Origin of the sequence: Desulfuromonas sp. (assembly GCF_002868845.1) — a bacterium.
Taxonomy (GTDB): Bacteria; Desulfobacterota; Desulfuromonadia; order Desulfuromonadales; family BM501; genus BM501.
The window spans coordinates 95,736-115,538 of the sequence record NZ_PKUB01000041.1 but is presented as its reverse complement, the minus strand read 5'-3'; the positions used below and the strand labels follow the sequence as shown (position 1 = coordinate 115,538).

The window sequence follows — 19,803 nt, the reverse complement described above, 5'->3', positions numbered from 1 at the left end:
CCGGGGCGGTGCGGACCCCCGGCGGAGACGCCCGATGGGGATCAAAGACACCTTCGAGGTGCTCATCGTCGACGAGGACCACGAGCTGTGCCGGGCCCTCTCCCAGGTCCTGGTAACGGCCGGCTACGGGGTGGAGTGTCTCTCCGCCAGTTCCAATCCCTTTTCCGCCATCCGCAAGATCGACCCCGATCTGCTCATTTTCGATGTGGCCATGCCGGAGGTCCGCGGCCTGGAGACGCTGCGCCGACTCCAGGCCCATAGGGCGACCCGAAAAATCCCGGTCATCGTTACCTCTCCCCAGGCGGAACTCGAATACGAACTGCTGGACGTCTACGACTTTCTCCCCAAGCCTCTGGACGAGCGGCGGCTTCTCGAGGATCTGGGGCGGCTGGCCAAAAGCCCGCAGGGCAGGGATCCCCAGGCTCCCTATCCCCCCCTGGGAGACGGGGAGTTTGGACGGTTCCAAGACTACCTCATCCTGCACAGCGGTCTGCACTTCGACCGGCGCAACAGCAAGATTCTGGAGCGGGGGTTGATGCGCCGCATGCGCGCGGTCGGCGCCAGGGACTACCGGGACTATTTCGCCTACCTGGAGACCTATGCCGAGAGCCGCCAGGAGCTGAAGAAGCTCCTCGGCCTGCTGACCATCGGCGAAACCTACTTTTTCCGTTATCTGGCGCACTTCAAGGCCCTGGCCGGAAGGATCCTGCCGGAAATCATCCAGCGCAAACGCTCCGAGCGGACCCTGCGCATCTGGACGGCGGGCTGCTCTACCGGCGAGGAACCCTATTCCATCGCCATGCTCCTGCTGGAGATGTTCCCCCTGTTGGCCGACTGGCAGGTGAGCATCCTCGCCACGGACATCAACCAACGCTCCATGCGCTGCGCCCGTGACGGGGTGTACGGCGAACGCTCCCTGCGGGTGACCGAGCCCCTGTTCCGGGACCGCTACTTCCAGAGGCATGGCAGCTCCTATGTTCTCGACCCCCGGGTTAGGGATATGGTCGACTTCGGCTATTTCAACCTGCAGACGGGGGATTTCCCCTCGCCTGAAAACGGCACGTCCGACATCGATATTATCTTCTGTCGCAACGTGATGATCTACTTTCGCCTGGCCACGACCCGGCACATCGTGGAGAAGTTCTCCCGCTGTCTGCGGCCGGGGGGCTATCTTTTTCTGGGTCACGCCGAAACCCTGATCAACATCTCCGAGGACTTCGACCGGGTCCAGGAGGCGGGGGGGTTTTACTACCGCCTTCCGTTGGAGGGAGCCCGGGCGGCGAAGAGTCCCTCCCGAAGGCCGAAGCCTCCCGTTCCGGTGGCGCCCCCGAAACCGCGACCGCCCCGTCCCGTCGCAAAGCCGCCTTCGCCGCCGCCTGCCTCTCCTTCGCCCAAGCCCGACCTGGACGAGGTCTTTCGTCGCGCCGAGGAGGCCTTCGACCGGGAAGAATTAAAAACGGCTTCTAAGGAATATGATATAATCCTCCGCTGCCGGCCGGCCCATCGGGGAGCCTTGATCGGCAAGGGGTTCCTCTGCGCCAACCGGGGTCGCTTCGAGGAGGCCCTGGAGTACTGCCGGCTGGCCCTGGAGGCGGATGACCTGTGCCCGGACGCCTACTTTCTGCGCGGGCTCATTCTGGAGTTTCAGGAATACCTGGAGACGGCGGTGGCCGAGTACCGCAAGGCCCTTCTGCTCGACATGGACATGGTCATGCCCCACTACAATCTCAGCAAGCTCTACCTGCGCATGGGGCGGCAAGGCGACGCCCGGCGCGAGTTGAACAACACGGTCCGTCTTCTGGAAAAGATCCCCGAGGAGGCCTTCATCCCCCATTCGGGGGGACTTTCGCGGGCGGTCTTTTTGGAGGTGTGCCGGGAGGATGTCGCCCGCCTCGGCGAGGCGGGTTCGGCCCGGTAGCGGACGGAGAAGGGGAATCTCATGGATGAGCGAAAAGGCTACGAAATCGGGCATGTGCTCCGCGAGATGCGCCAGGAGTATTGGCGCGGCATCGAAGAGGCCTCTGAGAGCAGGGTCGCCGAGACCCGGGACTATGTCGTCTTCCGCCTGGGCGGCGAACGCTACGGCCTGCCCTCGGCGGTGGCCCGGGAAGTGGTGCGGATGCCGCGCCTTGTTCCGGTGCCGCGGGTCGGCGAGTACATCCGGGGGGTCGTCAACCTGCGCGGGCAGATCGTGGCGGTCACCGACCTGCGGCCGCTGTTCGGCCTGAAAGGGCGGGAGCTTCCCGCCGGGGGGCGCCTGGTCGTGGTGGAGGCTGCAGGGTTGACCACCGCACTGCTGGTGGAGATGGTGGAGGGGATTCGAGGAATCGAGGTCGAGGCCGTCGAGCCCCCCACCGAGGGGCTTGCGGGCTTTCCCCGCGAGGCCGTGGAGGGGCAGGTGGGCGGCGAAGACGGTCTTCTGATCCTCCTGAACATGGAGCATATTCTCGCCCGGCCCGAGTTCGTGGTCGATCAGAAGGGGGAGTAGCGGGGATATATTTTCCCCTCGCGCGCGGCAGGCCCGGGCAGGGGGGCATGGATAGTGACCATATACATTCAAAGGGGGTTGGCATGTTCAGTTGGATCACGGACCGCATTTCGGTAAAGATCAGCGTCTCACTCATTGTCGTTCTGGCGCTGCTCATGGGCCTGTTCACCTACTTCTTCACAGAACGGCGCGCCGAAGCCCTCAAGGAGCTGATGCTGACCAAGGCCCGGACCATCGCGCTGGTCGGTGCCGAGAGCATGGAGACCCTCCTGGTGGACGCCATCGACAGCGGGCGATTCACCCGGGAGCAGATCTTCGATGCCGACTACCGGAAGATCACCGAGGGGGCGCTGGCCGGCTCCGACATCCCCAAATACCACACCGCCTACGACCGATTTCTGGACGAAAAGATCCTTTCCATCCAGGACACCTTGCTCGAGGAGGACAGCATGGTCTCCTTTGCAGTCCTGGTGGACCGCAACGGCTACCTGCCCACCCACAACTCCCGCTATTCCCGGGCCCTGACCGGCAACCCCGACCAGGACCGGGACTGGAACCGGACCAAGCGCATCTTCAACGACCAGACCGGCCTGGCCGCCGCCCGCTACGACGGTGGCGACGGCAACAAGATCCTGCGCCAGGTTTACACGCGCGACACCGGGGAGACCATGTGGGACATCACCGCGCCGGTCTTAGTCAAGGGCGAGCACTGGGGCGGTTTCCGGATCGGCTTCTCCATCCAGGAGACCGAGGAGACCATCGCCGAGCTGCGCAACACCGTCGGGCTGTCCATGCTTCTTCTTCTGGTGGTCGCCTCGCTGACCATCTACCTGGTGGTTTTGCGCATCACCCTGCCCCTGAAGAGGGTGACGGCGGTCGCCGAGACCATCGCCGAGGGCAATCTGGACGAGACCATCGCCATCGAGTCCAACGACGAGATCGGCAAGCTGGCCAGCGCCTTCAACAAGATGACCCAGGTCATCGTCAAGAACCTGAAGAGCGAGATCGAGAAGAGCAATCGCCTCGTTCAAAGCGTCAAGGAGGCCATCCAGCAGCTTTCCTCCAGCGCCAACGAGATCATGGCCATCTCCGCTCAGCAGGCCTCCGGGGCGACCCAGCAGGCCTCCGCCGTCCAGGAGGCCACCACCACGTCAGAAGAGATCGCGGTCACCGCAAAGCAGGTGGCGGAGAACGCCCGCCGGGTCGAGGCCCAGGCCGAGATGGCCAGCTCGGCCGGCAGCAACGGCATGCAGGCCGTGGACAACGCCATCGACGGGATGGGCCAGATGAAGACCAAGGTCCAGTCCATCGCCGAGTCGATGCTCGAACTCGGGGAGAACTCCCAGAAGATCGGAGGGATCGTCGACATCATCGACGAGATCTCCGACCAGACCAACCTGCTCGCCCTCAATGCCGCTATCGAGGCGGCCGGGGCGGGGGAGGCCGGCAAGCGCTTCTCCATCGTCGCCAACGAGGTCAAGCGCCTCGCCGAGAGGACCGTCGATGCCACCGGTCAGATCAAGGGGCTCATCGATCAGATCCAGAAGGCCACCAACTCCACCATCATGCTGACCGAGGAGGGGACCAAGGGGGCCGATGCCGCCAGCACCCTGGTGGCGCGCATTTCCGAGGAGCTCTCCAATATCACCCAGATGGTCGAGGAGACCACAAACGCCGCCCGGGAGATCAAGCTCTCCACCCAGCAGCAGACCACCGCCAGCGAGCAGATGGCCGAGACCGTCGCCGAGGTGCGCGACGTGGCCACCCAGGTCGCGGCCAGCGCCCAGGAGACGACTCAGGCCATTACCGAGCTGACCAGCCTGGCCGAGCGCCTCAAGGAGTTGGTAGAGGAAGAGGACTAGGGTGAAGACCAAGAAGTTCATGGAGATCTTCGCCCGGGAGGCGGAGGAGCACCTCCAGGTGCTGCGCCGGGGGGTTCTCGTTCTGGAACAGGAGGAGTTCTCCCGGGAACAGGTACACGAGCTGCTGCGCAGCGCCCATACCCTGAAGGGGTCGGCGCGAATGCTCGACCTGGGGGACCTTGCCCGGGTCGCCCATCAGATGGAGAGCCTGCTGAAGGACCTCGAGGAGGGCCGCCGTCCAGTTTCTCCGGAGCTGGCCGACCTGCTCCTCGTCTCCACCGACGCCCTGGAGGCCCTCGTCGCCCAGGCCCATTCGGGCGGGGAGGTGGCGGTCAACGTCGACGCGGTCCTGGAGGGGCTGGAGACGGGCGTGATGCAGAAGGTTGCGCCGCCGGCCCCGGCCGCCACCGAACCGGAGGCGCGGACGACGGGGGAGAGCGTGCGCACCAGCGTGGCCCAGCTCGACCGGATGTTCAACCTGCTCGGGGAGACCCTCATCGTCCGCCGCTCCTTCGGTGAGCGGGGTCGGCAGCTGGGGCAGCTGCTCGGACGGCTGGACGGGTTTCTCGGAGGGCTTCGCAAGGCCGAAAAATACCGTCAGCTGAAGGGCATCCTCGACGACTTTCAGCGCCTGTCCCTCGACCTGGAGGGGGATACCCTCGACCTGGGCTATCTCGCCGAGGAGCTGCACGGCGGAGCCATGCAGCTGCGCATGGTCCCCCTGGAGAGTATCACCGACGAGATGCAGCGGGCGGTTCGGGACCTGGCCAGGGACCAGGGCAAAGAGGTGGAGCTGCTGGTTCGGGGGGAGCAGGTGGAGCTCGACCGGACCATCCTCGAGGCGGCCAAGCCCATGTTCCTTCACATGTTGCGCAATGCCGTGGACCACGGCATCGAAGTCCCCGAGGATCGCGTCCTGGCCGGGAAGCCTGAGCGGGGCCGGGTGGAGCTGGCCGCCCGTTACGAGGGGGGCTTCGTGCATCTGACTCTCAAGGACGACGGGCAGGGGATCGATCCGGAGCGGATCCGCGAGGTGGCGGTGGAGCGCCGCCTGATCACCGCGGAAGAGGCCCGCGGCCTTTCCGACGAAGAGGCGGTCTACCTGATCCTGCGTCCCGGGTTCACCACCCGGACCATCATCACGGACGTGTCCGGCCGCGGCGTCGGCATGGATGTGGTCAAGACCAATATCGACCGGGTGAAGGGGAACCTGGTGATTCATTCCGCGCCCGGCGAGGGGACCGAGATGTTTCTGCAGGTGCCTCTCACCCTGGCGGTGATCGCCGGGCTCGTGGTGGAGTGCGAGGGAGAGACATTCGCAATTCCCCTGCACTACATTTCGGAGATTCTGCGCCTGTCCGAGGGGGACATCCTCACCGAGGGAGGGCGGGAGGTGGTCCGGGTGCGGGGGGCGACCCTGCCCCTTCTTTCGCTGGGGGACATTCTCGGCCTGCCCCGGCGCCAGGGGGGCGGCCTGGGAGGGACCGTGACGGTTCTCGTCCTGAGCTTTCGCGAGCAGCAGCTGGCGTGCCTGATCTCCCGCTCCGGCGGTGTCCAGGACCTCGTGGTCAAGGGGATGGGTCAGCAGCTCAAAAGCGTCGAGTTCTTCTCCGGGGCGACCATCCTGGGGGACGGCTCCCCGGCCCTGATCCTCTCCATTCCCGACCTGTTCGGGGTCGGTCTGGCCGGCAAGGGGACGCGGCTGCGCCAGGAATTCGCCGCCACCCGGGAGGAGGCCCTTCGGGGACGGGTTCTGGTGGTGGACGATTCCATCACCACCCGGACCATGGAGAAGAACATTCTGCAGACCCAGGGCTACGACGTGACCGTGGCCATCTCGGGCGAGGAGGCCCTGGCCAAGGTCGCCGGAGCCGAATTCGACCTCGTGGTGACCGATGTCGAGATGCCCGGCATCGACGGTTTCGAGCTGACCCGCAGGTTGCGGGAGCTCCAGAATTACGCCGAGGTGCCGGTGATCATAGTCACTTCGCGGGCTTCCGACGATGACCGCCGCATGGGGATCGAGGTCGGCGCTCAGGCGTACATCGTCAAGGGAAGCTTCGATCAGGGCACCCTGCTGCAGACGGTTGAGACCCTCATCGGGTGAGGGCGTAACTCTCTTGAAGAGGGTAGGAAAAATGGTCAAGGTCCTCATCGCAGACGACTCCATGCTGGTCCGCCTGGTTCTCAAGGACCTGCTCGGCCGTGACCCCGGCATCCGGGTGATCGGAGAGGCGCGCGACGGCCGCCAGGCTGTGGATGAGGCCTGCCGGCTGCGCCCGGACCTGGTCATTATGGATATCATGATGCCGGTCATGGACGGGATCGATGCGGTGGTGGAGATCATGGCCCGCTGTCCCATCCCTATCCTCGTCCTCTCTTCCAACGTCGACCCCAACGACAGCCGCAGTGCCTTCAGCGCCATCCAGCACGGGGCCCTGGATGTCATGGAAAAGCCCCGGGGGGTGGTGACCGAGGCCTTCGAGGAGATTGCCGCCCGCCTCGTCGAAAAGGTCAAAATCCTGGCCCGAATCCGGGTCATGCACCATTTCCGCAAACGGCCCGGCATGAAGGCTGCTCCCCTGCCACCCCCTCCCGGCGGGCCGAGGGACATCCTCGCCATCGGCGCCTCCACCGGCGGGCCGAGAGGGGTCATGCACCTGCTGCAAGAACTGCCCCGCCGGACCGGGGTCCGGATCCTTATCGTTCAACACATCGCACGGGGTTTTGCCGCCGGCTTTGCCGAGTGGCTCGACCGGGAGAGTCCCTTTTCCGTGCGCCTGGCCCGCGAGGGGGATGTTCTGGAGGAGGGGGCCGTCCTGGTGGCTCCCAACCACCTGCACATGGAGGTGCGCAGCGAGCGCATTGCCCTCTCGGACGGCCCCCCGGTCCACAGCTGCCGCCCCTCGGTGGACACGCTTTTTTCCTCCCTGGCCCGGGAGCAACTGGCCCCGCGGACCGTGGCGGTTCTCCTCTCCGGGATGGGCCGCGACGGCGGAGAGGGAATGGCCTCTCTGCAGCGGGGGGGCGGATACAATATCGTCCAGGATGAGGCCACGAGCACCGTCTTCGGCATGCCCAAGGCCGCCATCGACCTGGGGGCTGCCCACCAGGTCCTGCCCTTGGGCGAAATTCCCGCAGCGATCGCCGCGCGGCTGGGGGCCGGGCCCTCCGCCTGAAGTCTTTTCATGCCCCGCCAACTGTGTTATTAAAAAGGCCGTAACCGGCCACCTCCCGAAACCGCACCCCGAGGAGAACGTTTAGAGCCATGAGCCTGCGCCTTTTCAATACCCTGACCCGCCAGAAGGAAGAGTTCCGCCCCCTGCAGCCCGGCAAGGTGGGCATGTACGTGTGCGGCGTGACCGTCTACGATTACTGTCACATCGGCCATGCCCGGGCCAACATCGTCTTTGACATCATCTACCGCTACCTTCGGTATGCCGGTTACGAGGTCAACTACGTGCGCAACTACACGGACGTGGACGACAAGATTATCAACCGGGCCAACGAGCGTGGCATCGACAGCCGAGAACTCGCCGAAGAGTTCATCCGGGCCTTCGACAAGGACATGGCGGCCCTCGGCCTCGACCTGCCGACCCACCAGCCGAAGGCGACTGAGCACATCCCGGAGATCCTCGCCATCATCGAAAAGCTCATCGACAAGGGGCTGGCCTACGCCTCTGGGGGAGACGTCTACTACGCAGTGGACAGCTTCCCCGGCTACCTGAAGCTCAGCGGGCGCAACATGGAGGAGATGCAGGCCGGAGCCCGCATCGCCCCCGGGGAGCAGAAGCGCAACCCCATGGACTTCGCCCTCTGGAAGGGGGCCAAGCCCGGCGAGCCAGCCTGGGAGTCCCCCTGGGGGTCGGGGCGCCCCGGGTGGCACATCGAGTGCTCGGCCATGAGCATGAAGTACCTCGGCGCATCCTTCGATATCCACGGCGGCGGCAAGGACCTCGTCTTTCCTCACCACGAGAACGAGATCGCCCAGAGCGAGGGGGCCAACGACAAACCCTTCGTCAAGTACTGGATGCACAACGGCTTCGTCAACGTCAACCAGGAGAAGATGAGCAAGTCTTTGGGCAACTTCTTCACCATCCGAGACATCCTCCAGAAATTCGACCCCGAGATCGTGCGTTTCTTCATCCTCTCGGCCCACTACCGCTCCCCCATCGACTTCTCCGACCAGAATCTCAAGGAAGCCCGGCAGGGACTGAGCCGCTTCTACGAGGGGCTGCAGACCGCCGCCGCGGCCGTTGACGGCTGCCCGGAGGGGGAGGCGACCTCGGACGAGGGGGCCCGGCTCGAGGCGAAGTTCCGCGAGGCGATGGACGACGACTTCAACACCGCTCTGGCCATTGGTCACCTCTTCGAGGGGGTGCGCGCCATGAACCGCATCGCCGCCACCAAGAAGTTCCGCAAAAAACCGGACCTTGTCTCCGCTGTGCGCGACCTGCACGACGCCCTGCTGCGCCTCGGCGCCGTCCTCGGCATATTCCTTTCCGACCCCGCCGGGTGGCTTCAGAAGCAGAAGTTCGCCGCTCTGGAGTCCCTCGACGTCACCGCGGAGGAGATCGACGCCCTCATCGCCGAGCGCCTGCAGGCCCGCGGGGAGAAGGATTTTGCCCGCTCCGACGAAATTCGCGACGGACTGGCGGCCAGGGGGATCGAACTCCTCGACAGCCCCGGGGGGACCGACTGGAAGGTGAAATAAATATTTGCCTCCGAGACACCGAGAGAGGCAAAAACAGGGCTGGCCTGCAATGACAAGAAGGGGCGTGGAAGAAATATTCCGCGCTCCTTTTTTATCGGGTTACAATAGGTTTGATTTTCCCCCGCCTTTTCCGTGACGCGGCGCTTCAACGGGTACTTGTATGGCCAAATTCGTCCTGAAATCCGACTACCAGCCCCGCGGGGACCAGCCCCGGGCCATCGAGGAGATCGCCGCCGGCATCGAACGGGGCGACAAGCACCAGGTGCTGCTCGGGGTCACCGGCAGCGGCAAGACCTTCACCATGGCCAACGTCATCGAGGGGGTGCAGCGGCCGACCCTCGTTCTGGCCCACAACAAGACCCTCGCCGCCCAGCTCTACGGGGAGTTCAAGGAACTCTTTCCCGACAACGCGGTGGAGTACTTCGTCTCCTACTACGACTATTATCAGCCCGAGGCCTACGTCGCTGTCACCGACACCTTTATCGAAAAGGACTCCTCCATCAACGAGGAGATCGACAAGCTGCGCCACAGCGCCACCCGATCCCTCCTCTCCCGGCATGACGTGATCATCGTCGCTTCGGTCTCCTGCATCTACGGCCTCGGCTCGCCGGAGGCCTACTACGGCATGCTGGTGCAGCTCGAGGAGGGGATGGAGCTGGAACGGGACAAGCTGCTGAAGCGCCTGGTGGAAATCCAGTACGAGCGCAACGACGTCGACTTTCACCGCGGCTCCTTCCGGGTGCGGGGCGACACCGTGGAGATCTTTCCCGCCTACGAAGAGAAGCGGGCGATCCGGGTCGAGTTTTTCGGCGACGAGGTCGAGGCCCTCTCAGAGATCGACCCCCTGCGCGGTGCCGTCCTCGACCGCATCCCCCGAACCGCGATCTTCCCCGCCAGCCACTACGTGGCGACCCGTCCCACCCTCGACCGGGCCATCGGCGAGATCCAGGAGGAGCTGCGGGAGCGGATTCAGCACTTCCGCGCCCAGAACAAACTCCTCGAGGCCCAGCGCATCGAGCAGCGCACCCTCTTCGACATCGAGATGATGGAGGAGATGGGCTACTGCCAGGGCATCGAGAACTACTCCCGGTTCCTCGACGGGAGAAAACCCGGCGAGGCCCCGGCGACCCTCTTCGACTACTTCCCCGAGGACGCCCTGCTCTTTATCGACGAGAGTCACGTCTCCGTCAGCCAGGTCGGGGCCATGTATCGGGGCGACCGGTCGCGAAAATCGACCCTCGTCGAGTACGGCTTCCGTCTTCCCTCGGCTCTTGACAACCGCCCCATGACTTTCGGCGAGTTCGAGGGCAAGGGACTGCAGACCCTCTACGTCTCCGCCACCCCGGCCGACTACGAACTGGAGAAGGCAGGAGGGGTCATCGTCGAGCAGATCGTCCGCCCGACCGGGCTGGTCGACCCCCCGATCTAGGTGAGGCCGGCCTCCGAGCAGGTCGATGACCTGATTCACGAACTCCGAGCCACCGTGGAGAAGGGGGACCGGGTGCTCGTCACCACCCTGACCAAGCGCATGGCCGAGGACCTCACGGGTTACCTGGAGGAACTCGGCATCCGGGTCCGCTATCTCCACTCGGACATCAAGACCGTGGAGCGCATGGAGATCCTGCGCGACCTGCGCAAGGGGGTCTTCGACGTTCTCGTCGGGATCAACCTGCTGCGCGAGGGCCTCGACCTTCCCGAGGTCTCCCTGGTGGCGATCCTCGACGCCGACAAGGAAGGGTTCCTGCGCTCGGAGCGCTCACTCATCCAGACCTGCGGGCGCGCCGCCCGCAACGTCGACGGCCGGGTGATCATGTACGCCGACAAGGTCACGCGTTCCATGCAGAAGTGCCTCGACGAGACCGAGCGGCGCCGGAAAGTCCAGTTCGCCTACAACGCGGAGCACGGCATCACCCCCGAAACGGTGAAGAAGAGCTTGCGATCCATTCTCGAGGACATCGCCGAGAAGGATTACGTGGAGCTGCCCCTGGTGGCCGAGGGCGAGGAAGAATACCGCACCCCGGACCAGCTGAAAAAGGAGATCGTCCGGACCAAGAAGGAGATGCTGAAGGCCGCGGCAGAGCTGGAGTTCGAGAAGGCGGCCGAGCTGCGCGACAAGTTGCTGGGGCTGGAGAGGCGGGAACTGGCGATGCGCTAGGGAAGGGTTGTCTGCTCTTAAAAAATGAAGCCCCCGCTGCACATACGCAGCGGGGGCTTTTTGCATGTCTGGTGGGGGAAGGATCAGGGAATTCTTACGTTGACGGTGGTCTCGCCGTCCCCCGAGACGAAGGTGACGGTGGCGGTGTCGCCGGAGGCGACATTGGGACGGCCGAAAATGGTCACGGTCGAAACGAAAAAGCCGTTGACGTCGGTGATGCCGCCGGTGGCGGAGACATTGAACTGACTGGGAAATTCCTGCCAGGTATTGTTCAAAGTCCACCCGCCCCCGTTCTCTTCGCAGGACGTCTGGTTGCCATAGGTCGGGTCGCTGCAGGTGCCTGCCGCCTCGCAAGACTCTTGCTCGAGAAAGGCGGAATCGGAGCAGACACCATAGGTTCCCAGGCTGTCAATGGTCACGAAGGCGGAGACCGGCTCGTAGGGTACCGGGATCGTGTCGCCCCCGTCCCGCACCAGCATGGTGACTTGGCCGCTATCCGTCAGCTTGGCGGGGACCGCCTCGACGCTGAAACCGGCGATGGGCGAGAAGCAGAAGCGCCCTTCGTCGACGGTGATGGCGCTGTCGTCGCTGCTGGCGGCGACGGTGAAGACCTTGGCCGACCCTATCGGGAGGTGGCGCTCGTCGATGTTCGGGACGTTGCCGCCGCCGACGTTGATGGTGTTGATGTTGGCCGGGTAGGTGACGAAGATGTCGGCCACTCCGTCCCGGGTCAGGGTGATCCCGGTGGTCATCGTTTCCGCATTGCCCCTCTCGATCGTGCCGGAGATGTAGCCGCCGAGCAGGGACGAGCCGACGAGGAATTCCTTGTTGGTGTAGGGCCCCGAGTAGTCGTTCTGGACGGTGAGGGTGGTGCCGCTGGCCGAGGCGGCGTGGCGGCTCTTGTCCTGGGCGGGGACTCCCCGCAGGATGACCCGGTCGCCCCCCTGGATGCCCCGGCTCGTCTCGTTGCGGGTGATGGTCGCGCCGATGGTTGCGGCGCCGGCTGTCATTGTGCTGCCCGAAACGGAAGAGGCGGTCCCCTCGGCGATGACCGAGTCGATCAGCCCGAGGTTGATGGCGGTGCCGTCGGGAACGCTGTTGCCGTAGCGGTCGGTGACCATCGCCGTGCCCTGGCGCCGGTAGAAGCCCCAGCCCAGTTCGTTGACCACCGATGCGGTGATGGCGCTGGTCAGGACGATGGTGTGGGGGGGGCCGGAGGAGATGGAGACCTGGGGCAGGCTCGCAATTACCGGGTCGGTCAAGGCGTTGCCGTCGGCGTCCACCAGGACCTCCACCCGGACCTCCACGGTGCCGGGGAGGGTCCCCTACTTGAGGTTGACGGGGATCATCCCGTCCACGGTGCGCAGCTCGATGGAGCCGGCGCCGCGGGTGTCGACCACTACCCGCTCGCCCTCCGCGTCGACCCCCTCGCCGGCGAGGTATTCCCCGCCGTAAGGCCGGGTCACGAAGCTTACCCGCAGGTTGTTGAGGGTCGGATCGTCGTAGGCCTCCTCGTTGATGGGGGCGCCGGAGTCGTCCACCACTTGGATGTTGAAGGTGGTCTGCTCGACCTGGCCGACGCCGGACACGGTGATGTGGGGTTCGGAGACGCTGAAAAGGACCGAAGCCGGGTCGCCGCTGGAGGGGGCCGGGCCGGTGTCGGGGACGGTCGTTGTGTCGTCTTCGGGGACGTTGACCATGCCCGAGGCGATCTCGAAGGTCTCGTCGGCCCGCAGGTTGGTGTTCTCCCCGCCCGGCGGGGTGATGGTCACGGTGACCGTCGCGGGCTTCTCCTCTTCTCCCGGATTGCTCGCCAGGGCGAAGCTGTAGGTGCCCCCGGGGCCGGTCGTGTCGGGTACGGTGAATTCGGTCAGGCCGACGAGGGTGCCGGCGTCGGTTTCGACCTTGACCGATGTTCCGGCCGTCAGGGCGTTGCCCCAGATGTCCATGAGATCGAAGGTGAAGGTCTGGCTGTCGCCGACGGCGATCTGGAAGTTGGTCGGAAAGAGGTTGATCGGCGCCACGTCGTCGGAGATCAGGATGTTCATGCTGGTCCAGATCATGGTGTCGTCGATGCAGTTGACCACGTCGGAGCTGAAGGCCCCGTTGCCGTCGACGTCGACGTAGAACTCGCCCGCCTCGAAGCTGCCGCTGTCGTTGGCGTCGATATACGGTTCGTCCATTTCGGTGACGCAGCTGTCGGTGCCGGCCTCGTAGGCCCCGTTGCCGTTCAGGTCGAGGAAATTTCCCTTGCCGGGGGTGAAGGCGACCACACGGCACAGGCCGGGGTTGCCCTCGGGCGCCAACCCGTCGAGATCGGGGACTGTCGGGGAGGAGGTCTGCAGGGCCGCCGAGGCCACGCCGAAGTTGGTGGTGGTGGTGAAGCCGCCGCTCTGGCCGATGGTGCCGCACTCGGAGATGAAGCTGACGGGGGTGCCGTTGGGCACCACGTTGCCGAAGCGGTCCCCCAGGTAGGCGCTGAGGGTGCTCTGCAGGCCGAGGGTGACGCCGCCGGCCAGGTTGAGGGTTTCCGCCCCCATAATGATGCGGCCTGCGTCCGGGGTGCTGCTGACGATGGTCACCCGGGCCTCGGTGATGATGAGCTTGCCCTCGCTGGTGGTGATGCTTGCGGTGACGGTGACGGTGCCCGCGACGGATCCGCTCTGGAGTGCGACCATGACGTTGCCGCCGGCGGTCGTTCCCGAGTCGAAGGTGAGGCTCTCGCCGCCGCCCAGGGGCGTCCGGATGGCGAATTCGACCTCCGTGCCGTCCGGGGCCGGGTTGCCCGACTCGTCGCGCACCTGGAACTTGATCTGGGAGGTGTCCTCGATGCCGCTGCCGAAAACCCCGATGGTCCCTGGGGAGACGCTCTCGGTAAGGATGGAGGCAGCCTCGCCGACGGCGACCTCGACCGTGATGCTGTCCGTCGCGGTGTCGGCGGTTGCGGTGATGAGGACGCTGCCGCCGGTGGTGCCGGCCTGGAAGGTGGCGACCGTCTGTCCCTGGCTGGTGGTGGCGGAGGGGGTGATGTCGCCCGATGTGGCGGTGAAGGTGACGAGGGTGCCGTCGTCGACCAGGTTGCCCTCGCCGTCGAAGACGGTGGCGGTGATGGTGGCCTGGCCGCCCTGGGACAGCAGGGTGCTGGCGGGCAGGGAGCTGTTCAGCTGGATGGCGGCGGGCTCGCCGGCACCGGGTTCGTCGGTTCCCGGGTCGACCGGGACAGGGCCCGGCGTGGTGCCGGCGGGGACCAGGTTGCCGCCGGTCGCGGCACCGCTGCCGTCGCTTCCTCCGCAGCCGCCAAGGGCCAGCATGGCGGAAAGCAAAAGCGCCAGGGTCAAGGCGTAAAAGCTTCTCATCCTCGTCCTCCTAAAAGATTGCAGAAGAGTGGTGTCGAAAAAACCGTTGTGCGGGCCGCCACTTTAAAAGGCATAGGAGACCGCCGTGCCGATGGAGACGGAGCTTTTGTACTGCCCTTCCAGGTCGATGTTGAGGCCGTTGCGCAGGGGCCAGCGGATGCCCAGAACGACGCCCATGTTGTTTTCTTCCTCGAGGGTTTCCTCCCGCAGTTTTTCACTGGAGAAGCCGCTGGCGGAGAAGACGTTGCGTACATCAGTTTCGGCCATGTGGTAGAAGGGCCCGCCGTAGAGGTATGCGCCTTCGAGCTCGATCTGGAACGCCAGCCCTATGTTGAATTCCCAGAGGTTGTCGAAGAAGACCTTTTCCCGTCCCGTGATCAGGGTCCCGGTCTGGGAGTCCTGGGCCACGGCGGTGGCGCTGTCATCGTAGAGGGAGAAGTAGCTTCCCTGGAAGAAAGAGCCTATTTCCAGGGTCTTGCCGATGAAGAGGGGCCCCTTGAGGGTAACCGTTCCATAAGGCAGCAGGCTGTTATCCGAATCGCCGTTCTCCAGAACATAGGCGTTTTCCATTTGCCAGTCGGCAACTCCGCCCCGCACGGTGGCTTCCCAGTGGCGGCCCAGGCCGATCCCCATCTGCAGGTAGAGCTGGTTCTGGTTGAGCTTGATGTCGCTGAAATCCCTGGAGGCGCCCTCCCAGTCGGCGGAGACGTGGAAATAGCCGGTGCCCAGGTCGATCTGCCCTGGGGCAAGGTCGGAAGAGAGGGGACCGAACGGGCCGGCATGGCTCAATCCGGCTCCCAGGAAAAACAAGAGCAAGGTTCCGAGAAAACCCTTTTTCATAGCCGTCTCCTTAAATTAAAAAAATCATTAGACTTCGGAGTTCAATAGCACGAAAAGAGCCTTAAAGCAACAGGTTTCACCCCGGCTTGCGCCTCTCCGGCGGGGCGGATGCAGGCGGCCATGGTGCTTCTCGGAATGGGTTTGCAGGCTTTGTGCCGAAAAAGGCAAGGCAGCGGAGGGGAGGGGCAGCCCGCCAACTCCCCCGGTTTGCTCCTGTTCCAGGTGAAGTGCAGCAAATACCTGTTATTCTTTTAGTAATTGGAGAATGGGAAACCATAACAAGGACGAGGTGGGATATGAGCGAACAGGGTGGAAATGAAAAGCGCTCTCTCGAAGTGGCCGAGGCGGCCCGGGAAAGCGCGTGGCAGAGGCCGAGTTTTGTCGGTGAGCTGTTCATGGGGAGGTTGCGGGCCGACCTGATCTTTCCCTTTCCGGAGCAGGGAGAGGCGGATCGCCGGGCCGGGGACGAAATCCTCGAACGGGTGAGGGCCTTTCTGGCGGAAAAGGTCGATGCCGACCGTATCGACCGGGAGAAGGAGATTCCCCCCGAGGTGATCGAAGGCCTGCGCGAACTCGGGCTGTTCGGGATCAAGCTTCCCGAGGATTACGGCGGGCTGGGTCTCTCCCAGGTCAACTACAACCGCATCATCCAGCTGGTGGCCAGCCACTGCGCCTCCACCGCGGTCATGCTCTCGGCCCACCAGAGCATCGGGGTGCCCCAGCCCCTCAAGATGTTCGGCACCGACGAGCAGAAGGCGAAGTACCTGCCACGCCTCGCGGCGGGGGCGATGAGCGCCTTCGCCCTGACCGAGCCGGAGGTCGGCTCCGACCCCTCCAGCATGACCACGGTCGCGACCCCGGTCGAAGACGGCGCCGCCTATCTCATCAACGGCCAGAAGTTGTGGATCACCAACGGTCCGGTCGCCGAACTGCTGATCGTCATGGCCCGCACCAACGACCCGGCGGAGGAGCGCCCTGAGATCACCGCCTTTATCGTGGAAGGAAGCGCCGAGGGGCTGGGCGTGGAGCACCGCTGCGACTTCCTGGGCCTGAAGGGGGTTCAGAACGGGCTGCTCGCTTTCAAGGACGTGCGGGTGCCGAAGGAGAACATCCTGGGCGGCCCCGGCGAGGGGCTGCGCCTCGCCCTGCGCACCCTCAACACCGGGCGCCTGACCCTGCCGGCGGCCTGCGGCGGGGCCATGAAGCAGGCCATCGCCATGGCCGGCCGCTGGGCCAAGGAGCGCCGCCAGTGGGGGGCCCCCGTCGGCCACCACGAGGCGGTTGCGGCCAAGCTCGCCACCATGAGTGCCGAGACCTACGCGGTGGAGAGCCTCACCTGGCTGACCTCGTCCCTGGCCGACCGGGAGGAGACCGATATCCGTCTCGAGGCGGCGATGGCCAAGCTCTTCTGCTCCGAGGCCCTGTGGCGGACCGTGGACGCCGGGCTTCAGGTGCGCGGGGGACGCGGGTACGAAACCGCCGATTCCCTGCGAGGCCGGGGAGAGCCTGCCATGCCCATGGAGCGGCTGCTGCGCGATGCGCGGATCAACCTCATTATCGAGGGGACGAGCGAGATCATGCACCTGTTCATCGCCCGCGAGGCCCTCGACCCGCATCTGAAGATCGCCGGCGCCTCGGCGACCTCCGGCAAGGTGGATTATCAGGGGGCCGCCAAGTTCTACGGCCTCTGGTATCCGGCCCTGTGGCTGCCCCGCTTCGCCACCCCGGGAGAGGTGGTCCTGCCCCGACGGCTGGCCCGCCATCTGCGCTTCGTGGAGCGCGGCGCCCGGCGCCTGGCCCGGGATCTGTTCCACATGATGGTCCTCCACCGTCAGGGGCTGCAGAAGAGGCAGATGGTCCTGGCGAGACTGGTCGACACCGGGGCGGAGCTCTTGGCCATGAGCGCGGCTCTGGCAAAGGCCTCCTCGCCCCGGGCCCACCCCGGCGAGGAGGAGCTGGCCGACCTGTTCTGCCGCCAGAGCCGCCGGCGCGTCGGTGATCTGCACCGGGCGGTCTACTGCAACGATGACCGGTTCGCCTACCGCACCGCCCGCCAGGTTCTGGCCGGGGCCTACCCCTGGCTGAAGGAGAACATCCTGAGCACCTGGGACGACGGAGCAGGAGGACCATGAGCGGTCCCTACGACCTCGTCATCCTCGGTTCCGGAACGAGCGCCTTCGCCGGCGCCCTGCGGGGGGCGGAGATGGGCGCCCGGGTGCTGATGGTGGAGCAGAGCCACTTGGGGGGCACCTGCGTCAACTGGGGGTGCATCCCCAGCAAGACCTTGATCCACCAGGCGGAGACCTACTTCGAGCCCCGCCGCAGCGGGCCCCTCGGCCTCGACTTGAGGGCCGGCCCCCCCGACTGCCGGCGCATCATGGAGGCCAAGCGTCGCGCGGTGGAGACCCTGCGTCGGTAGAACTACCAACAGGTTCTGGATGCCAACCCCGATATCGACGTGGTTCGCGGCCACGGCCGCTTCATCTCCCCCAGGGAGCTGCGGGTGGGGGCCGAGATCCTGGTTTCCGACCGCTTCCTCATCGCTTGCGGGGGGGTGCCCCGCAACCTCCCCATCCCCGGCCTTGCCGAGGTCGGTTTTCTGACCAGTTATTCGGCCCTCCACCTGCCCTGTTTCCCCCGCTCCCTGGTCATCATCGGCGGCGGGGTGATCGCCCTGGAGATGGGGCAGATGTTCAGCCGCTTCGGAACCCGGGTGACGATTCTGGAGCGCGGGGAGCGGCCCCTCAAGGAGTTCGATTCCCGCCTCACCGGCCTGCTTCGGCAACTGGTGACCGAGGAGGGGATGACCCTGGTCTTCGGCGCCGAGACCCGGCGTGCCTATCGCGAGGGGGAGGACGCCTGCCTGGTGGCGGCGGTGGACGGGGAGGAGCGGGTGCTGCGCGCCGAGCAGATCATGGTGGCGGTCGGCACCGCTCCGGCCACCTGCGACATCGGTCTGGAGGAAGCGGGGGTGAAGGCCGATCGCTCCGGCTTTATTCTCACCGATGCCGAGTGCCGCACCAGCGCACCGGGCATCTTTGCCGCCGGGGACGTTACCGGCCCGCCCCTCATCGCCCCGGCCGGGGCTCGGGAGGCGGAGGTCGCCGTGGAGAACATGCTCGATTCCGGCGCCCACCGTCGCATCGACCACCGGTGTACGCCGATGGCGGTTTTCATCGACCCGGAACTGGCCATGGTGGGCGATTTCCCGTTTCCGAAGGAGGCCGCGCTGGTCGAAACCTATCTCGATTTGCAGAAGGTGTCCAAGGCCCACGTCATGGGGGGGCGCCGAGGGGCCATTCTGCTCTGCGCCGAGCGGGAGACGGGGAGGATCGTCGGAGTGCAGGTGCTGGCGCCGCGGGCCGCCGACGTCATTCACGAGGCGGTCCTCGCCGTGCGCCTCGGCTTGACCGTCTATGATCTGGCCGAGACCGTTCACGTCCATCCCACGATCAGCGAGGGATTGCGCCAGGCGGCCCTGGAGAACATCCGTCAGCAAGGGGGCCGAGCCGCGCCTGCCGGAAAAAAGGGTTGAAATATTTTGAAAAATTTAATATTTATGCGGAGAGGATGAGTTCGCGTTCATTTTTAATCTAGGAGGGAGCATGAAGATCGCATCGATCCGGATTTTTGTTTTGCCGTTTCTTATCTTTCTGATCTGCGGGCAGGCCCTGGCCGCAGACGGCATACGCTGGCGGGGAAGCGGCGGGTGGGGGGCGGGGTTGCCCTACGGTCGCAATTACGACCCCGCCGCCGAGCAGAGCCTGCAGGGGACCGTCATGCGTTTGGATCGCTCGGCCCCGGTTCGGGGAATGGCCGACGGCCTTCACCTGATTCTTAAGACCCGCGACGGCCAGGTTTCGGTCCACCTCGGCCCGGTCTGGTTTCTGGAACGGCAGGACTTCTCCCTCGAGGAAGGCAGCAGCGTAGAGGTGGTCGGATCCCGGGTCATCTTCGACGGCGCTTCCGTCCTTATCGCCCGCCAGGTGAAAAAGGCGGACAAGGTCTTGGTCCTGCGCGACGGGGAGGGCTTTCCCCGTTGGAGCGGGTGGCGGCGCCGCTAGGGCCCTTTCGGAAGCGTCCGGCCCGAAGGGGTCGTCCTTTGCGAATCAAGCCCCCCGGGCTGATAGCGGCTCGGGGGGCTTTTGCATTTAAAGTAGGAAGTTGGCTCAACCTAAAAGTGGATCAATTTTTAAAAAATAATTGGATATAGTTAAGGACATTGGTTGCAAAGGTAAAAACTCCTGTTAAACATAGAGTTACGACAAAAGCAAATCCAGGGTGACCTGGTGACGCAAAGCTACCTGTCCTGGTCCGCAGGAAAGAGGGGCTGCCGAAGGGAGGATTGGCGTCCGAGAAAGGCCTGGCCCGGTTTGGCGGCAGGCCTT

The 19,803-nt window shown here is 65.1% G+C and carries 12 protein-coding genes, 2 pseudogenes and 1 riboswitch; of the genes and pseudogenes, 11 read left to right on the top strand and 3 right to left on the bottom strand.

Features of this window, described 5'->3' with window-relative positions; all coding sequences use genetic code 11:
• The first annotated feature begins 34 nt into the window (after positions 1 to 34).
• From C0617_RS12270 to uvrB, 7 genes and pseudogenes are all read left to right on the top strand, one after another.
• The gene (locus C0617_RS12270) at positions 35 to 1,918 is read left to right on the top strand and encodes a CheR family methyltransferase (protein ID WP_291317320.1); all 1,884 of its coding nucleotides are present in this window, start codon (positions 35 to 37) and stop codon (positions 1,916 to 1,918) included.
• A 21-nt stretch (positions 1,919 to 1,939) separates the two neighbouring features.
• On the top strand, positions 1,940 to 2,488 hold the full coding sequence (locus tag C0617_RS12265) for a chemotaxis protein CheW (protein ID WP_291317319.1): 549 nt from the start codon (positions 1,940 to 1,942) through the stop codon (positions 2,486 to 2,488).
• A gap of 83 nt (positions 2,489 to 2,571) precedes the next feature.
• Positions 2,572 to 4,350: a methyl-accepting chemotaxis protein gene (locus tag C0617_RS12260; protein ID WP_291317318.1), complete on the top strand. Its 1,779-nt coding sequence runs from the start codon at positions 2,572 to 2,574 to the stop codon at positions 4,348 to 4,350.
• Position 4,351: 1 nt separating this feature from the next.
• Positions 4,352 to 6,457 (top strand): hybrid sensor histidine kinase/response regulator, encoded by a 2,106-nt coding sequence (locus C0617_RS12255; RefSeq protein ID WP_291317317.1) that lies wholly within the window; start codon positions 4,352 to 4,354, stop codon positions 6,455 to 6,457.
• 31 nt (positions 6,458 to 6,488) lie between these two features.
• Positions 6,489 to 7,529: a chemotaxis-specific protein-glutamate methyltransferase CheB gene (gene cheB / locus C0617_RS12250; protein WP_291317316.1), complete on the top strand. Its 1,041-nt coding sequence runs from the start codon at positions 6,489 to 6,491 to the stop codon at positions 7,527 to 7,529.
• Between the two features lie 89 nt (positions 7,530 to 7,618).
• Entirely contained in the window at positions 7,619 to 9,064 is a 1,446-nt protein-coding gene (cysS, locus tag C0617_RS12245) for a cysteine--tRNA ligase (RefSeq protein ID WP_291317315.1), read from the top strand.
• Positions 9,065 to 9,224: 160 nt separating this feature from the next.
• A pseudogene (gene uvrB, locus C0617_RS17160) lies at positions 9,225 to 11,219 on the top strand (excinuclease ABC subunit UvrB).
• An 83-nt stretch (positions 11,220 to 11,302) separates the two neighbouring features.
• On the opposite strand, the gene C0617_RS12230 reads toward uvrB, so the two are convergent.
• The 3 genes from C0617_RS12230 to C0617_RS12220 all read right to left on the bottom strand — a co-directional run bounded on the left by C0617_RS12230 (position 11,303) and on the right by C0617_RS12220 (position 15,415).
• Positions 11,303 to 12,514 (bottom strand): hypothetical protein, encoded by a 1,212-nt coding sequence (locus C0617_RS12230; protein WP_291317312.1) that lies wholly within the window; start codon positions 12,512 to 12,514, stop codon positions 11,303 to 11,305.
• 30 nt (positions 12,515 to 12,544) lie between these two features.
• Positions 12,545 to 14,575, bottom strand: a complete 2,031-nt coding sequence (locus C0617_RS12225; protein WP_291317311.1) for a hypothetical protein — start codon at positions 14,573 to 14,575, stop codon at positions 12,545 to 12,547.
• Positions 14,576 to 14,638: 63 nt separating this feature from the next.
• Positions 14,639 to 15,415, bottom strand: a complete 777-nt coding sequence (locus C0617_RS12220; RefSeq protein ID WP_291317310.1) for a hypothetical protein — start codon at positions 15,413 to 15,415, stop codon at positions 14,639 to 14,641.
• Positions 15,416 to 15,711: 296 nt separating this feature from the next.
• Between C0617_RS12220 and C0617_RS12215 the strand changes: the two genes are divergently transcribed.
• From C0617_RS12215 to C0617_RS12200, 4 genes and pseudogenes are all read left to right on the top strand, one after another.
• A complete protein-coding gene (locus C0617_RS12215; protein ID WP_291317309.1) occupies positions 15,712 to 17,547 on the top strand; it encodes an acyl-CoA dehydrogenase family protein in 1,836 nt (611 codons plus the stop codon).
• Positions 17,544 to 18,482, top strand: a pseudogene (locus C0617_RS12210) (NAD(P)/FAD-dependent oxidoreductase); the annotation flags it as partial. The gene C0617_RS12215 and the pseudogene C0617_RS12210, both read left to right, overlap by 4 nt.
• A 48-nt stretch (positions 18,483 to 18,530) precedes the next feature.
• A complete protein-coding gene (locus tag C0617_RS12205) occupies positions 18,531 to 18,950 on the top strand; it encodes a hypothetical protein (protein WP_365889318.1) in 420 nt (139 codons plus the stop codon).
• Between the two features lie 70 nt (positions 18,951 to 19,020).
• Positions 19,021 to 19,479, top strand: a complete 459-nt coding sequence (locus C0617_RS12200) for a hypothetical protein (protein ID WP_291317308.1) — start codon at positions 19,021 to 19,023, stop codon at positions 19,477 to 19,479.
• Between the two features lie 195 nt (positions 19,480 to 19,674).
• Positions 19,675 to 19,753, top strand: a riboswitch (cyclic di-GMP riboswitch).
• Positions 19,754 to 19,803: the final 50 nt, after the last annotated feature.

What these genes read in the sequence shown, in the direction of transcription:
- C0617_RS12215 (WP_291317309.1), top strand. Translation starts at nt 15,712, where the DNA reads ATGAGCGAACAGGGTGGAAATGAAAAGCGCTCTCTCGAAGTGGCCGAG.
- C0617_RS12270 (WP_291317320.1), top strand. Translation starts at nt 35, where the DNA reads ATGGGGATCAAAGACACCTTCGAGGTGCTCATCGTCGACGAGGACCAC.
- C0617_RS12265 (WP_291317319.1), top strand. Translation starts at nt 1,940, where the DNA reads ATGGATGAGCGAAAAGGCTACGAAATCGGGCATGTGCTCCGCGAGATG.
- C0617_RS12260 (WP_291317318.1), top strand. Translation starts at nt 2,572, where the DNA reads ATGTTCAGTTGGATCACGGACCGCATTTCGGTAAAGATCAGCGTCTCA.
- cheB (WP_291317316.1), top strand. Translation starts at nt 6,489, where the DNA reads ATGGTCAAGGTCCTCATCGCAGACGACTCCATGCTGGTCCGCCTGGTT.
- C0617_RS12225 (WP_291317311.1), bottom strand. Translation starts at nt 14,575, where the DNA reads ATGAGAAGCTTTTACGCCTTGACCCTGGCGCTTTTGCTTTCCGCCATG.
- C0617_RS12205 (WP_365889318.1), top strand. Translation starts at nt 18,531, where the DNA reads ATGCTCGATTCCGGCGCCCACCGTCGCATCGACCACCGGTGTACGCCG.
- cysS (WP_291317315.1), top strand. Translation starts at nt 7,619, where the DNA reads ATGAGCCTGCGCCTTTTCAATACCCTGACCCGCCAGAAGGAAGAGTTC.
- C0617_RS12220 (WP_291317310.1), bottom strand. Translation starts at nt 15,415, where the DNA reads ATGAAAAAGGGTTTTCTCGGAACCTTGCTCTTGTTTTTCCTGGGAGCC.
- C0617_RS12200 (WP_291317308.1), top strand. Translation starts at nt 19,021, where the DNA reads ATGAAGATCGCATCGATCCGGATTTTTGTTTTGCCGTTTCTTATCTTT.